Raw genomic sequence first — 15,413 nt, 5'->3', positions numbered from 1 at the left:
AGAAATTTTTAAAAATGGGTATTCTTGAATAATAAGTAATATGTGCAATTCCTATAGTCTTATACCCCGTGCTTATATACACTAAACTGTATAGTGTAAGGATTCAAATGGGAAAACGGTTGCATTTAAAAGTCTTAAATTTCTTTCTTTTTTCCAGCAATAAAACTATATTTGTATATTATTACATTAATGATAAAAAATATTAATATTACATAAAAATGTATACTGTACTAACCTTTCTGATGAAGTAGATAAAGAAGTGAAGGATCTGCACGGTTTCTGGTGGATTTGTACATCAAAATAGGCTAACATAAGCGTAGAGGTATAAATATACAGGTTCATTATGGAGTAAGAGGTGTATGGTGATGTTAAATAAGGGTCAAAGACATATAAAGATCAGGGAAATCATCACAAATCGGGATGTTGAAACCCAGGATGAGCTGGTGGACAGCCTGAAGAATGCGGGCTTCAATGTCACCCAGGCAACCGTTTCGAGGGATATCAAGGAGCTTCACCTGGTCAAGGTGCCGCTTATGGACGGGCGCTATAAATACAGCCTACCGGCGGACCAGCGTTTCAACCCCCTTCAAAAGCTGAAGAGGACGTTGACGGATGCCTTCGTCAAGATCGATGCAGCCGGTCACATGCTGGTCATGAAGACGCTCCCGGGAAATGCGAATGCCATAGGGGCACTCATCGACAACTTGGACTGGGAAGAGATCCTAGGGACGATCTGCGGGGACGATACTTGTTTGATCATCTGTCGATCCGAAGCGGAAACCGAAGTCATTTCCAAACGTTTCCTTGATATGCTATAAAAGGTTGACCTCCCGTTAGACGGGGTAAATTAAATGAAAACAGGGGCACTTTCCAACGTGATTCGGTTCTATCCGGGATGCATGATCGGAAGTGTCTTATTATATGAGGTGAGTATTTCTTGTTACAGGAACTTTCAATCAAAAATTTTGCCATCATCGACTCGATTGCCCTTTCATTCGAAGAAGGATTGACGGTCCTTTCAGGGGAAACAGGTGCCGGGAAGTCCATTATCATCGATGCCATCCATCTATTGGTGGGAGGCAGGGGATCGTCAGAGTTCGTCCGGCATGGAGAAAAAAAAGCCGAGATTGAAGGGTTATTCCTTTTGGACGATCCCCGTCATCCTTGCCATGCGAAGGCTTCCGAATTCGGCATCGACATCGAAGAGGGCATGATTGTTCTCAGGAGAGATATTTCCAGTACGGGTAAAAGTGTTTGCAGAGTCAACGGAAAGCTTGTGACGATTGCCACCATGCGTGAAATCGGGTCGACCCTCATTGATATCCATGGGCAGCATGAGCATCAGGAGCTTATGAATGAGCACCTTCATCTGACGCTTCTGGATCAGTTTGGGGGGAAGGATATTGCATCATCGCTCACAGCCTATCTGGATGTGTTTGAAGAATATCAGACCGTAGCCAGGCAGCTTAAGCGCTTGAATGAAAATGAACAGGAGATGGCTCATCGCCTGGATCTTATCCAGTTCCAGCAAAAAGAAATCCAGGATGCGGAGCTTCGCCTGCATGAGGATGATGAACTGCAGGATGAAAAGCTGAAGCTCGTCAATTTCGAAAAGCTATATGAAGCCCTTCAGACGTCGTATGACAGCCTGCGAGGGGAAAGAAAAGGAATGGACTGGGCGGGGCTTGCCATGGGTCATCTTGAGACAGCAGCGGAAGTGGACGCCCAGTTTGGCGGGACGCTTGAGTCAGTATCCTCGGCCTATTACATCCTTGAGGATGCCGCACATGCGATCAGGGCGGAATTGGATCAACTGGAATTTGAACCGGGCAGGCTCGATATGATCGAGTCCAGGCTGAATGAGATCAATGGACTGAAACGCAAGTATGGTTCATCGATCGAAGAGGTGCTTGCGTATGGCTCACGGATTGAAGAGGAAATTGAAACAATCGTTAACAAGGATTCACATGTTCAACAGCTGCAAGATCAGCTGCGCTCCCTCGAAAATGATCTTTCCGTCGAGGCGGAAAATCTGACCATCGCCCGTAAGAAGTGGGCTAAGAAGCTCACGGTCAGCATCCATGAGCAGTTGAAACAGCTGTACATGGATAAAACGAAATTCGAGGTCAAGTTCCTGACCGACGGAGATGCTGTGAACCGGAAGTTCAAGAAGGACGGATGGGATGAAGTCGAGTTTTATATCTCGACGAATCCTGGAGAACCGCTGAAGCCCCTTTCGAAGGTCGCTTCTGGGGGAGAACTTTCCCGCATCATGCTCGCCCTCAAAACCATTTTCTCTAAACATCAAGGTATCACGTCCATCATTTTCGACGAAGTGGATACAGGTGTTAGCGGAAGAGTCGCTCAATCGATTGCAGAGAAGATCTATCAAGTGGCCGTCCATTCACAGGTGATGTGCATTTCACATCTTCCACAGGTTGCGGCGATGGCAGACTGTCATCTGTTCATCTCGAAGAAACAAGCGAACGGGCGTACGAGCACGAAGGTGAAAAGACTTGAGGAAAATGAGAAAATTCAGGAAATCTCACGTATGATTTCCGGCGTGGAGATCACCGACCTTACACTTGAACATGCCAAAGAGCTCCTTCATTTGGCGGGGAGCATCAAAGAGACATGAAAAGCTATCCAATGCGGGTAGCTTTTTTTCATTATTACCAGTTATAAATGTCCTTTCAAAAGGCAAAAGTAAAACTGTAGCCAAATCACCAGTGTGTTTGGATTAGAAGCGAGGAGAGTGAAAGTAGTGAAGTCAGATTCGTTAAGGAAATGCATAGGTGGAATTCTCCTTGTTTCGCTCATTTTTATCGGTTTTTTGGAACCTGTCCAACAGTGGGTGAAAACGCCCACGTTCATTAGGATGATGGAAGGGGATCAAGTTGCTCTCCCCATATCAGCTCCTGCTGCCGCATCTGAAGGGACGGTCCAGCTTTCGTCGAACAACGAACAATTATCCGTGGGAGGCAGCCGGGTCGGCAAAGATGAAGTGGTCTTTGAACTTGCCGGACTCCCCGTCAAAGAAGTCAATGTTGAAGTGCTGAAAGATTTTAAAGTGATCCCGGGTGGACAATCGATCGGGGTCAAATTGAATACCGTTGGCGTATTGGTCGTCGGTCATCATCTTGTGAATACGGAAGAAGGAAAAGTTTCTCCGGGTGAAAAAGCAGGGATCCAGGTTGGGGATATGATTACAGAGATCAATGGAACCAAGATTGAAGAACTTTCCGACGTGGCACCATTTGTCCAATCCGCGGGAAAAGACCAGGAGTCCTTGAAACTTGTGGTGAAACGAGAGAAAAAAACGATCAAAACCACTCTCCTGCCGGTAAGGGAAAAAGGCGATGCTGCTTATAAGCTCGGCCTGTATATCAGGGACTCGGCTGCTGGAATCGGCACGATGACCTTTTATGATCCACAATCGAAGAAATACGGGGCTCTTGGACATGTGATATCCGATATGGATACAAAGAAGCCGATTGTCGTCGCAGATGGCGAAATCGTCCATTCCGAAGTAACCTCCATCCAAAAAGGGAGCGATGGAAAGCCGGGGGAGAAACTGGCAAGGTTTTCATCCGATCATAAGGTGATCGGGGATATCACGAGGAACAGTCCGTTTGGTATATTCGGTCGCCTGAACCAGACCATCGAGAATGAGCGGATGGATAAGCCCATGCCGATCGCCCTCTCTCACCAGGTGAAGGAAGGTCCAGCCCAGATCCTCACGGTGGTCGATGGCAAGGAAGTCGAAATGTACGATATCGAAATCATGAGCACGATCCCACAGAAATACCCTGCTACCAAAGGGATGGTATTGAAGGTGACGGATCCAAAGCTCCTGAAGAAAACCGGCGGGATCGTCCAGGGAATGAGCGGTAGCCCGATCATTCAGGACGGGAAGGTCGTAGGGGCTGTCACTCATGTATTCGTGAATGACCCCACGAGCGGGTACGGTGTCCATATCGAGTGGATGCTGAGCGAAGCAGGCATCGATATTTACAAAAAAGATCATAGCAGAGCAAGTTGAATGAATCCGGCGCTTTAGCAGCGTCGGGTTTTTTCATGCGTTTGAGAAATGGAAGGATTTCCGTTACTATAAAGATAATTCGACAAAAGTTCAGGGTGGAAATCGAATCAGGTCGAAATTCAGAGAAAATGAAAGTAAAACGAAGGAAAAAGAATATATTTCAAGTTTTTTTCAAAAATAAAAGGAAATTAGGTTGCATTGTCGAAAAAGTAATTTACAATAAAAAATAACAGTGAATTTATTTGGACTGAGGAGGAAACGTTTAGTGAAATCGATTAAAGTTTGTATTGTGGATGATAACCGGGAACTCACCTCATTGTTGGAAGATTATATTGCCTCGCAAAATGACTTGGAAGTTGTAGGTATTGCCCATAATGGACAAGACTGCCTGGATCTCTTGGAGGAAGTCGAAACGGACGTGCTCGTCTTGGATATCATCATGCCCCATCTGGATGGCCTTGCCGTTCTCGAACGTCTTAGAGAGAGGAAGAATATCCCGAATGTCATCATGCTGACGGCTTTCGGTCAGGAAGACGTGACGAAAAAAGCGGTCGATCTCGGTGCATCCTATTTCATCCTGAAGCCGTTCGATATGGAAAACCTGGTAAGCCATATCCGACAGGTAAGCGGGAAAACGAACCCGATCATCAAGAAGCCTTCCTCCCGAATGAATTCTGATCATAAACCGAGAAATCTTGATGCGAGTATCACAAGCATCATTCATGAAATCGGCGTACCGGCACATATTAAAGGATATATGTACTTAAGGGAAGCGATCTCCATGGTCTACAATGACATCGAACTCCTTGGTTCCATCACGAAGGTCCTCTATCCTGATATCGCGAAGAAATACAACACTACCGCTTCGAGGGTCGAGCGTGCGATCCGTCACGCCATCGAAGTAGCCTGGAGCCGTGGGAATATCGATTCCATCTCCTCCCTATTCGGTTATACTGTAAGCATGACAAAAGCGAAACCGACCAATTCTGAGTTTATTGCGATGGTGGCTGACAAGCTGCGTTTGGAGCATAAGGCTTCTTGAAAGGGTAAGTAGAACGTGTGACCCGGTGGATGCCGGGTTTTTATTTTTGTGTGAAAGGGTACCGACCTTACATAGAAGAAAAAAGGACGTGAAAGTATGACATTGATCTTTGCCCACAGAGGCTCCGCAGGGACTCATCCAGAGAATACAATGGAAGCGTTCGCCGAGGCGGCCCGGGTCGGGGCTGATGGGATCGAAATTGATGTACAGCTTACGTCGGACGGTCAGGTGGTCGTCATCCATGATGAAACTCTCGATCGCACGACGAATGGTAAAGGCTTCGTCAAGGATTTCTCACTCAAGGATATCCAAAAACTCAAGGCGAACGGAAAATGGAAGATGCTGCGACGGTGCAGGGTGCCTTCCCTGATCGAAGTGTTCGAATGGATGAGGGGGAATGATCTCCTCTGTAACATCGAATTGAAAAACAGTGTCATGGACTATACCGGCCTAGAGGAGAAAATCTTCGAACTGAGCAGAAAATATGGTTACGATGAACGGATCATCATCTCCTCCTTCAATCATTACTCCCTTGTGAAGTGCAGGAAGTTGAATCCGGCAGTGGAAGTGGCAGCCCTTTACTCGAACCGCCTTTTCATGCCATGGTCCTATGCCCGTTCCATCGGGGCAGGTGCCATCCATCCGAATCTCAACGCCGTAACGGATGATATGATCCGCCAGTCGCTGAATGCGGGGGTTCTGGTGAGGCCCTATACAGTAAACAAGGAAACGTCGATAAATCGACTGTTGGGTATTGAGTGTCCAGCCTTCATTACCGATTTTCCCGAGCGCGCAGTCAGGATCAGGAATACGAAAAAAAGCTAGCCCGCGGGCTAGCTTTTTTTCGTGAAACGAGGTTGAACTTTGTTCCTTTTCCGGTCCCTGTGGAGAACGAATCCTGCGATGAATCCTAGGCCTGCAACGAAGAAGACTAAACCAAGTACGAATTGCAGCCAGAGGTACGGTATGGGAGGCTGCAGGATGCCGAAGAGCATGTCCCTCATAAGCTTGATACCGAGCGCTGCAAATGCGCCGGGTATGAGCATGATGATCAAAGCGATAAGGCGTGACATTATGTACATTTCCCCTTTGTATCCACTTACTTGAATTTTACCTCCATCATGAAAATTGTCAAGGTGGCCCTTGTGAGGTAAAATGGAACTGTGAAATATATTGCACGGACAAAGCGATGGGGTGAAGAATGTTGCAGGATGTTCTCATAGTAGGGGGAGGAAAAGGTGGGGTGGCGATATTGAAAATTCTCCACGAAGCCTCTTCCATGAATGTAGTAGCGGTCATCGATGTGGACAGGCAGGCTCCAGGGGTAAAGCTTGCCGGGGAATGGGGCATTGCCATCGGAGATGACTGGCGACCATATCTTGATGCTTCCATCGATATCGTCATCGAGGTGACGGGGGATAGAGAAGTATTCGAAAACATCAGGGATCGACGCGGGAAGAACACCGTGCTCATCCCGGGAAGTGTCGCCTTCCTCATTTCCAAGCTCCTCGAGGAAAAAGAAGAGTTGATCCATGAACTCACTAGTGAATCCTTTAAGCGGGATCTCATATTCAATTCCACGGATGACGGGATGATCGGAATTGATCACAGGGGTAAGATCATCCTTTTCAATCAAAGTGCTCAGCGAATGACGGGGATCAGTGGCGAAGAGGCCTTAAACCGGAATATCCTTGAAGTCGTGCCGGAAAGCCGGTTGATCTCGACCATCGAAACGAGGAGGTCTGAAATCAACCAGGAAGTGATCCTCCAGAACGGCTTGAAGATCATTTCGAGCAGGATCCCGATGATCACATCTACGGATGAAGTAATCGGTGCGTTTTCGGTGTTCAAGGATATTACCGAAGTGGTGAACCTTGCTGAACAGATCACGGATCTGAAGGAAATCCAGACGATGCTTGAAGCGATCATCCAATCGAGTGATGATGCCATTTCGGTCGTTGATGAGGAAGGGAAGGGGATCTTGATCAATCCCGCCTATACCAGGATCACTGGCCTTTCAAGCGGAGAGGTGATCGGTCAGCCGGCAACTGCGGATATCTCCGAAGGCGAAAGCATCCACCTAAAAGTCCTCAGGACCCGAAAGGCCATCAGGGGGACGAGGATGCGTGTCGGCCCGAAGCGAAAGGAAGTCATAGTCAATGTGGCACCGATCATCGTCAATGACATTCTGAAAGGGAGCGTCGGTGTCATCCATGATATGTCTGAGATCCAATCCCTCACGAATGAATTGGACCGGGCGCGCAGGATCATCCGTACCCTTGAGGCAAAATATATTTTCGACGATATCATCGGGACTTCCGAAGAAATGAAGATCGCTATCGAACAGGCGAAGCTCGGTGCGAAGACGCCGGCGACGGTTTTGCTCCGGGGGGAATCAGGCACCGGAAAGGAACTATTTGCCCACGCCATACATAATGCAAGCGACCGGAAATTCAACAAGTTCATCAGGGTCAACTGTGCTGCTCTGGCTGAAAACTTGTTGGAGAGTGAGCTGTTCGGTTATGAAGATGGCGCATTCTCAGGAGCGAAGCGTGGGGGCAAGCGGGGACTCTTCGAAGAAGCGAATAATGGAAGCATTTTCCTTGATGAGATCGGGGAGCTGAGTGCCAACACTCAGGCGAAGCTTTTAAGGGTGCTCCAGGAACAAGAAATCGTCCGGGTGGGAGGAACCAAGTCAATCCCCATAAACGTCCGGGTGATTGCCGCCACCAATGTGAATCTCGAGAAAGGCATGGGTGACGGATCATTCAGAGAAGATCTCTATTACCGACTCAATCGAATGCCGATCCAGATCCCACCACTTCGTCACCGAAAAGGGGACATCCCATTGATATCCGAGCGCCTCATCGCTAAGATCAATCAGGATTATGGGCGTAAGGTGGAAGGACTGACGAAAAAGGCTTCAATGAGGCTGATGGAGCATGACTGGCCCGGGAACGTCCGCGAACTGGAAAATGTACTTGGCAGGGCCGTCATATTCATGGAGGCAAGTGAAACCTATATAGATGAGAAACATCTTTCTTCCATGGGACATACGAAGGAACGCACCACCGAGATCGAGACAGATCCGGAAGCGACCGATCTGAATGCGCGTCTCGAATGGTATGAAAGACAGATAATCCAGTCGGTTTTAGCGCAACATAAAGGCAATAAGACCGCCACGGCAAAAGCACTCAATGTTTCTGTCAGGAATTTATATTATAAAATTGAAAAGTATAATATTGAAATAAATAGCATGAAATAATTTGCACACCCTGAAAAAACTTGCACGCTTACTTCAAGTTAAATGAAGCGTTTTCACGTTCTTGAAAGTTGGCACGCTTCTTGCAAAGTATAATAGTGGAACCGATAATTGTAAAAGGGGTTGAATCACATACATGAATCTCCAATCTCTAGTAGATCTAGCAACCCGAAAGGAAAATGCCACCGTGGCTGTTGCTGCGGCTGAAGACAAAGAAGTCCTGAAGGCTGTATCCATGGCGGTGGAACGGGGGATGGCAGAGTTCTTACTCTTTGGTGACAGTGAGAAAATTGAAAGGGTCATGGAAGAATCGCAACGCGACCTTCTAAACAGCACCCACATCAAGATCATCCATTCACCATCAGTGCAACATGCTGCAGAACTTGCCGTTCAAGCCGTCAATCAAAAAAAAGCAGACGTTCTGATGAAGGGGCATGTCTCCACTTCCGTCCTTCTCAAGGCCGTACTGAATAAAGAATGGGGTCTCAGGACCGGGAATGTGCTATCGCATGCAGCTGCCTTTGAGGTGGAAGGTTTCGAAAACCTCATTTTTGTAACCGATGCAGCCATGAACATCTCACCGGACCTTGGGCAAAAGGCCCAAATCATTCAAAATACCGTTTCAGTTGCCCGGTCCATAGGAATAGACCGTCCTAAAGTGGCTCCTCTGGCAGCCGTCGAGGTCATCAATCCTCAAATGCAGGCCACACTGGACGCTGCATCCCTTACGGTAATGAACCAAAGGGGACAGATCAAAGATTGCCTGGTGGACGGGCCGCTCGCTCTTGATAACGCCGTTTCATCGATTGCAGCCAGTCAAAAAGGAATTGTCAGCGAGGTAGCTGGAAATGCAGATATCCTCCTGGTGCCAACAATAGAATCAGGAAACATCCTTTATAAGTCCCTCATGTATTTCGCAGGGGCAAAGGTGGCTGCCGTCATATCGGGAGCCAAAGCACCAATCGTATTGACATCCAGGTCGGACCTGGCTGAGAGCAAGCTATACTCTTTGGCACTTGCCATCTGCTCTTCTGAAAACCGATAACACAATCACACTTATAAATAGGGGGAAACACTCATGAAAATCTTCAGCTATATGGAACAATACGACTACGAACAATTGGTATTCTGTCAAGATCAGGAATCAGGATTGAAAGCCATCATTGCCATCCATGACACCACTCTCGGACCTGCACTAGGCGGAACACGCATGTGGACCTATGAATCAGAAGAAGCCGCGATTGAAGACGCCCTTCGCCTTGCCAAAGGTATGACATACAAGAACGCTGCTGCCGGATTGAATCTTGGAGGCGGTAAGACCGTCATCATCGGAGATCCACGAAAAGACAAGAACGAAGAGATGTTCCGTGCATTCGGGCGCTACATCCAAGGACTGAACGGCCGATATATCACAGCAGAGGATGTAGGTACGACCGTTGCGGATATGGACTTGATCCACGAAGAGACCGATTATGTGACAGGGATCTCACCTGCATTCGGTTCATCAGGGAATCCATCCCCTGTAACGGCTTACGGCGTTTACCGCGGAATCAAAGCGGCAGCCAAAGAAGCATTCGGAACGGATTCACTTGAGGGGAAAACCATTGCAGTCCAAGGTGTCGGTAATGTTGCGTACAATATGTGCCGTCACCTTCACGAAGAAGGTGCCAATCTGATCGTAACGGACATCAATAAAGAAGCTGTTCAGCGTGCTGTAGAAGAGTTTGGTGCAAAAGCCGTAGATACAAATGAAATCTATGGAGTAGATTGCGACATCTTCGCGCCTTGCGCCCTTGGTGCCATCATCAATGACGAAACGATTCCACAGCTGAAGGCGAAAGTGATTGCCGGAGCTGCGAATAACCAGCTGAAAGAATCCCGTCACGGAGATGCCATCCACGAAATGGGAATCGTCTATGCGCCGGATTATGTAATCAATGCAGGTGGGGTCATCAACGTAGCGGATGAGCTTTATGGATATAACAGCGAGAGAGCCATGAAAAAGGTTGAACAGGTTTATAATAATGTTGAGCGTGTCATTGAAATCGCCAAGCGTGATCATGTTGCTACATATGTAGCTGCTGACCGCATGGCAGAAGAACGCATCGAGAAAATGCGCCGTTCAAGAAGTCAATTCCTTCAAAACGGACATCACATCCTTAGCCGCCGCTAAAACACATTGATGGGTGCTCCTCCAAAAAAGGAGGGGTACCCCATCTTTATGTAAACGACATTTTGTCATCAGGGGGTCCTTGGAATAGAGAGAATAAAGATATAATTCGCCCTATTGGAGGTTACTGCTGTGCAAGAAATCAAGCACCGGATCCTAGTCATCAACCCGGGATCCACATCGACAAAAATCGGGGTCTTCGATGAAGACCGTTCCGTTTTTGAAAAAACGATCCGTCATGAAACGGAAACCATCAATCAATATCCGACCATCATCGATCAATATGAGTTCCGCAAGCATACGATCCTCGAAGCCCTCGATGAAGAAGGGATCAACATTTCCAAACTGAGTGCCGTCTGTGGACGGGGTGGCCTTTTGAAGCCCATTGAAGGTGGAACCTATCTTGTGAACGAAGAGATGCTCTGCGACCTCAGAGAAGGTGTATCCGGTCAGCATGCATCGAATCTCGGAGGCATCCTGGCATTCGAAATCGCATCCGGACTCAATATCCCATCCTATATCGTCGATCCGGTGGTAGTGGACGAGCTCCAGCCTCTTGCCAGGGTGTCAGGATTCTCCCTGATCGAGCGCAGAAGTATCTTCCATGCCCTCAACCAGAAGGCGGTAGCAAGAAGGGTGGCCAAGCAGCTCGGTAAGAAATATGAAGAGCTGAACCTGATCATCACCCATATGGGAGGTGGAATCACCGTTGGTGTCCATCATCTCGGTAAGGTGATCGACGTCAATAATGGACTGCACGGCGACGGTCCATTCAGCCCTGAACGTGCAGGGACAGTCCCTGCCGGGGATCTTGTTGACCTGTGCTTTTCAGGTGATTACTACCGCGAGGAGATCATGAAGAAGCTTGTTGGACAGGGTGGTCTTGTAGGCTACCTCGGTACAAGCGATGCAGTGAAAGTAGAAAAGATGATCGAACATGGCGATGAAAAAGCCCGGCACGTCTATGATGCCATGGCTTATCAAATTGCCAAGGAAATCGGAGCGGCCAGTGCCGTGCTGAGCGGCAAGGTGGATGCCATCATCCTGACGGGAGGGCTTGCATACGGAAAAGGGTTCGTCAAGGCCATTTCCAAAAGGATCAACTGGATCGCCGATGTCATCATCCAACCCGGTGAAAATGAACTTCAAGCCCTTGCCGAAGGGGCACTGCGCGTCCTCAAAAGTGAAGAAGAATACAAAGAATATCCGGGAACGTCAAAAAGTGAGGCCCGGATACAATAAGGAGGTCATGAACAATGGCTGAAGAATATGATCTTGTCATTCTGGGTGGAGGAACAGGCGGTTACGTCGCCGCCATCCGTGCATCTCAATTGGGTCTGAAAACAGCAATCGTGGAAAAAGGGAAACTGGGAGGAACATGCCTCCATAAGGGATGTATTCCGAGTAAAGCGCTTCTAAGGAGTGCTGAAGTTTATGCAACGGCTAAGCACAGTGAAGATTTCGGGGTGAAAATCAACGGAGTGGAACTTGACTTCCCTAAAGTGCAGGCGCGTAAAGAAAGCATCGTCGAAGGCCTTCATAAAGGTGTCCAACACTTGATGAAGCAAGGGAAGATCGATGTCTTCGAAGGACTTGGAAGGATCCTTGGGCCATCCATATTCTCACCGATGCCCGGAACCATTTCAGTCGAAATGAACAACGGTGAAGAAAACGCCATGCTCATTCCGAAAAATGTCATCGTGGCAACAGGCTCCCGCCCGCGCTCACTGCCGGGGCTGGATATTGACGGAACGGCTGTCTTATCTTCCGATGAAGCTCTTTCCCTTGAAACCTTGCCGAAATCCATCATCATTGTAGGAGGCGGGGTCATCGGGATCGAATGGGCATCCATGCTATCAGATTTTGATGTGGATGTGACGGTCATCGAGTATGCGGACACCATCGTACCGACAGAAGATAAAGATATCGCCAAAGAAATGCAGCGATTGATGAAGAAAAAAGGCATCAAGATCGTCACTGGCGCGAAAGTCCTCTCTGATACGCTGAACAAAGGGGCGGGAAGTGTCACAATCAGTGCCGAGCACAAAGGCGAAACAAAAACCTTCGAAGCGGAAAAAATCCTCGTTTCCGTTGGACGTCAGGCAAATGTCGAAGGAATCGGCCTTGAAAATACAGATATCAAAGTGGAAAAAGGGTTCATCGAAGTAAATGAATACTACCAAACGAAAGAATCCCATATCTATGCAATCGGTGATGTGATAGGTGGCTTACAGCTTGCCCACGTCGCCTCACATGAAGGGATCACGGCAGTGGAGCATCTGGCTGATCAAAAGCCTCATCCAATCGACTATACGCTTATTTCCAAATGTATCTACAGCAGTCCTGAAATCGCCAGTGTAGGATTGACCGAACAGCAAGCAAAAGACGAAGGTCATAACGTCAAAGTCGGGAAATTCAATTTCAGGGCCATCGGGAAAGCCCTTGTGTACGGAGAATCAGACGGATTCGTCAAGATCGTCGCAGATAAGGAAACGGATGACCTCCTGGGCGTTCATATGATCGGTCCACACGTCACCGACATGATCTCCGAAGCAGGACTCGCCAAAGTACTTGACGCAACACCGTGGGAAATCGCCCACACCATCCACCCGCATCCATCCCTCTCAGAAGCCATAGGCGAAGCCGCCCTGGCAGTAGACGGAAAAGCCATACATGGCTAGAAAAGCGGAGGGGCTTTGCTCAGGGGCGACAAGCATAAGATGGGCTGAGCGGAAAGGCGTCCTTTGCCTTTTTGATCAGAACAGCTTATGACCTCGAGCCCCTAAGCCCCGCCGCACAAAAGCGGCTCGAACATATCATTACACAGGGACCTGACAGAAGGCACCCTGCTATCCATAAACGCTGTAGGAGGTTGAAAAAATGGCAAGCAATCGTCATGAAGAATTAGGACTTTCCAATGAGAAAGTAGTAGAAATGTATGAAACTATGCTCCTCGCCAGGAGAATTGATGAGCGGATGTGGCTGTTGAACCGCTCAGGGAAGATCCCATTCGTCATTTCTTGTCAAGGCCAAGAGGCCGCCCAGGTGGGTGCAGCCTTTGCACTTGATACAGAGAAGGACTATGCTCTTCCGTACTATCGTGATATGGGCGTTGTCCTCACGTTCGGGATGACGGCTCAAGAATTGATGCTTTCAGGCTTTGCCAAAGCAGAAGATCCGAACTCAGGCGGTCGTCAGATGCCTGGTCATTTCGGTCAAAAGAAAAATCGGATTGTCACGGGTTCATCCCCGGTAACCACCCAGGTGCCGCATGCTGTGGGACTTGCACTCGCAGGGAAAATGGAGAAAAAAGATCTTGTGACCTTTGTGACGTTTGGTGAAGGTTCGTCCAACCAAGGGGACTTCCACGAAGGAGCAAACTTTGCCGGTGTACATAAACTTCCGGTCATCTTCATGTGTGAAAACAACAAATATGCAATCTCGGTGCCAATCGAGAAGCAGTTGGCATGTGAGAAAGTATCAGACCGTGCCATCGGATATGGCATGCCAGGAATCACCGTTGATGGAAATGACCCCATCGAAGTGTATAAAGTGGTCAAGGAAGCGGCTGATCGCGGAAGACGCGGAGAAGGGCCTACTCTGATCGAGACGGTTTCCTACCGCCTGACTCCACACTCCTCAGATGACGATGACCGCAGCTACCGATCTCCAGATGAAGTGGCGAAAGCGAAAACCAATGATCCGATCATTACGTTCGGTGCCTATTTAAAAGAAACGGGTGTCATGGACGATGAGCTGGAGAAAACAATCAATGACCGCGTGATGAAACAAGTGAATGAAGCAACGGATTACGCAGAGGCTGCTCCTTATGCAGAGCCGGAATCCGCCATGAAATATGTTTACGCAGAAGAGAAGTAAGGGGGAGAACCACTATGCCAGTAATGTCTTATATTGATGCCGTAACATTGGCCATGAGAGAAGAAATGGAACGAGACGAAAAAGTATTTGTCCTCGGCGAGGACGTCGGCAAAAAAGGAGGCGTCTTTAAGGCGACTCACGGACTATATGATCAATTCGGGGAAGAGCGCGTCATCGATACGCCCCTTGCCGAGTCGGCCATTGCCGGTGTTGGGATCGGAGCTGCCATGTACGGGATGAGACCAATTGCTGAGATGCAGTTTGCTGATTTCATCATGCCTGCTGTCAACCAGATCATTTCCGAAGCGGCCAAAATCCGCTATCGTTCCAACAACGACTGGAGCTGTCCGATGGTCATCCGCGCACCATATGGCGGAGGAGTACACGGAGCCCTTTATCATTCCCAATCAGTAGAAGCGGTCTTTGCCAACCAGCCAGGTCTGAAGATCGTCATGCCTTCAACGCCTTATGATGTGAAAGGCCTTCTGAAGGCAGCGATCCGTGATGAAGACCCAGTACTGTTCTTTGAACATAAGCGGGCCTACCGCCTCATCAAAGGCGAGGTGCCAGAGGACGATTATACGCTTCCCATCGGAAAAGCAGATGTGAAGCGCGAAGGAGAAGACATTACGGTCATTACCTATGGTCTTTGCGTCCACTTTGCCCTCCAAGCAGCAGAAAAGCTGGCCCAAGACGGCATCGAAGCACATATCCTGGATCTTCGCACCATCTATCCACTCGATAAAGAAGCGATTATCGAAGCCGCATCCAAGACGGGTAAAGTACTGCTTGTAACGGAAGACAATAAAGAAGGAAGCATCATGGGTGAAGTGTCTGCCATCATCGCAGAACACTGCTTGTTCGACCTAGATGCTCCAATCAAGCGTCTTGCCGGTCCGGATGTACCTGCCATGCCGTATGCTCCGACAATGGAGAAACACTTTATGATCAACCCTGATAAAGTGGAAAAAGCAATGAGGGAATTGGCTGAATTTTAACGTATCACCGTATGATAAGG

The 15,413-nt window shown here is 48.3% G+C and carries 13 protein-coding genes; 12 read left to right on the top strand and 1 reads right to left on the bottom strand.

The features are described from left to right. The first annotated feature begins 365 nt into the window (after positions 1-365). The 5 genes from ahrC to K6T23_RS14025 all read left to right on the top strand — a co-directional run bounded on the left by ahrC (position 366) and on the right by K6T23_RS14025 (position 5,909). Entirely contained in the window at positions 366-818 is a 453-nt protein-coding gene (gene ahrC / locus K6T23_RS14045; protein WP_222115393.1) for a transcriptional regulator AhrC/ArgR, read from the top strand. Positions 819-937: 119 nt separating this feature from the next. Beyond that, complete coding sequence (gene recN / locus K6T23_RS14040; protein WP_056535471.1) at positions 938-2,638, top strand: DNA repair protein RecN; 1,701 nt, start codon at positions 938-940, stop codon at positions 2,636-2,638. Positions 2,639-2,764: 126 nt separating this feature from the next. Then, positions 2,765-4,042 (top strand): SpoIVB peptidase, encoded by a 1,278-nt coding sequence (spoIVB, locus tag K6T23_RS14035; RefSeq protein ID WP_056535472.1) that lies wholly within the window; start codon positions 2,765-2,767, stop codon positions 4,040-4,042. Positions 4,043-4,307: 265 nt separating this feature from the next. Then, positions 4,308-5,084, top strand: coding sequence for a sporulation transcription factor Spo0A (spo0A, locus tag K6T23_RS14030; RefSeq protein WP_048014027.1), 777 nt, complete (start codon positions 4,308-4,310; stop codon positions 5,082-5,084). Positions 5,085-5,180: 96 nt separating this feature from the next. Beyond that, positions 5,181-5,909 carry a glycerophosphodiester phosphodiesterase gene (locus K6T23_RS14025; RefSeq protein WP_056535477.1) on the top strand — a complete coding sequence of 243 codons (729 nt, stop codon included), beginning with the start codon at positions 5,181-5,183 and terminating at the stop codon, positions 5,907-5,909. Positions 5,910-5,917: 8 nt separating this feature from the next. Here K6T23_RS14025 and K6T23_RS14020 read toward each other — a convergent pair whose 3' ends face one another. Next, positions 5,918-6,157 carry a DUF2627 domain-containing protein gene (locus K6T23_RS14020; protein ID WP_053426633.1) on the bottom strand — a complete coding sequence of 80 codons (240 nt, stop codon included), beginning with the start codon at positions 6,155-6,157 and terminating at the stop codon, positions 5,918-5,920. A gap of 131 nt (positions 6,158-6,288) precedes the next feature. Between K6T23_RS14020 and K6T23_RS14015 the strand changes: the two genes are divergently transcribed. The 7 genes from K6T23_RS14015 to K6T23_RS13985 all read left to right on the top strand — a co-directional run bounded on the left by K6T23_RS14015 (position 6,289) and on the right by K6T23_RS13985 (position 15,393). Beyond that, positions 6,289-8,349 (top strand): sigma 54-interacting transcriptional regulator, encoded by a 2,061-nt coding sequence (locus K6T23_RS14015; RefSeq protein ID WP_056538401.1) that lies wholly within the window; start codon positions 6,289-6,291, stop codon positions 8,347-8,349. A gap of 133 nt (positions 8,350-8,482) precedes the next feature. Beyond that, positions 8,483-9,391 (top strand): phosphate butyryltransferase, encoded by a 909-nt coding sequence (gene yqiS / locus K6T23_RS14010; protein ID WP_056535480.1) that lies wholly within the window; start codon positions 8,483-8,485, stop codon positions 9,389-9,391. 33 nt (positions 9,392-9,424) lie between these two features. Continuing rightward, positions 9,425-10,519: a branched-chain amino acid dehydrogenase gene (gene bcd, locus K6T23_RS14005; protein WP_056535481.1), complete on the top strand. Its 1,095-nt coding sequence runs from the start codon at positions 9,425-9,427 to the stop codon at positions 10,517-10,519. Between the two features lie 129 nt (positions 10,520-10,648). Then, the gene (gene buk, locus K6T23_RS14000; RefSeq protein ID WP_056535484.1) at positions 10,649-11,758 is read left to right on the top strand and encodes a butyrate kinase; all 1,110 of its coding nucleotides are present in this window, start codon (positions 10,649-10,651) and stop codon (positions 11,756-11,758) included. Positions 11,759-11,772: 14 nt separating this feature from the next. Then, complete coding sequence (gene lpdA, locus K6T23_RS13995; protein WP_079516350.1) at positions 11,773-13,197, top strand: dihydrolipoyl dehydrogenase; 1,425 nt, start codon at positions 11,773-11,775, stop codon at positions 13,195-13,197. Between the two features lie 199 nt (positions 13,198-13,396). Beyond that, complete coding sequence (locus tag K6T23_RS13990) at positions 13,397-14,395, top strand: thiamine pyrophosphate-dependent dehydrogenase E1 component subunit alpha (RefSeq protein ID WP_056535490.1); 999 nt, start codon at positions 13,397-13,399, stop codon at positions 14,393-14,395. A gap of 14 nt (positions 14,396-14,409) precedes the next feature. Then, positions 14,410-15,393: an alpha-ketoacid dehydrogenase subunit beta gene (locus tag K6T23_RS13985; RefSeq protein ID WP_056535493.1), complete on the top strand. Its 984-nt coding sequence runs from the start codon at positions 14,410-14,412 to the stop codon at positions 15,391-15,393. Positions 15,394-15,413 lie beyond the last annotated feature (20 nt).

It is taken from the genome of Rossellomorea marisflavi (genome assembly GCF_022170785.1).
Taxonomy (GTDB): domain Bacteria; phylum Bacillota; class Bacilli; order Bacillales; family Bacillaceae_B; genus Rossellomorea; species Rossellomorea marisflavi_B.
This window is presented reverse-complemented; position numbering and strand designations above follow the sequence as displayed.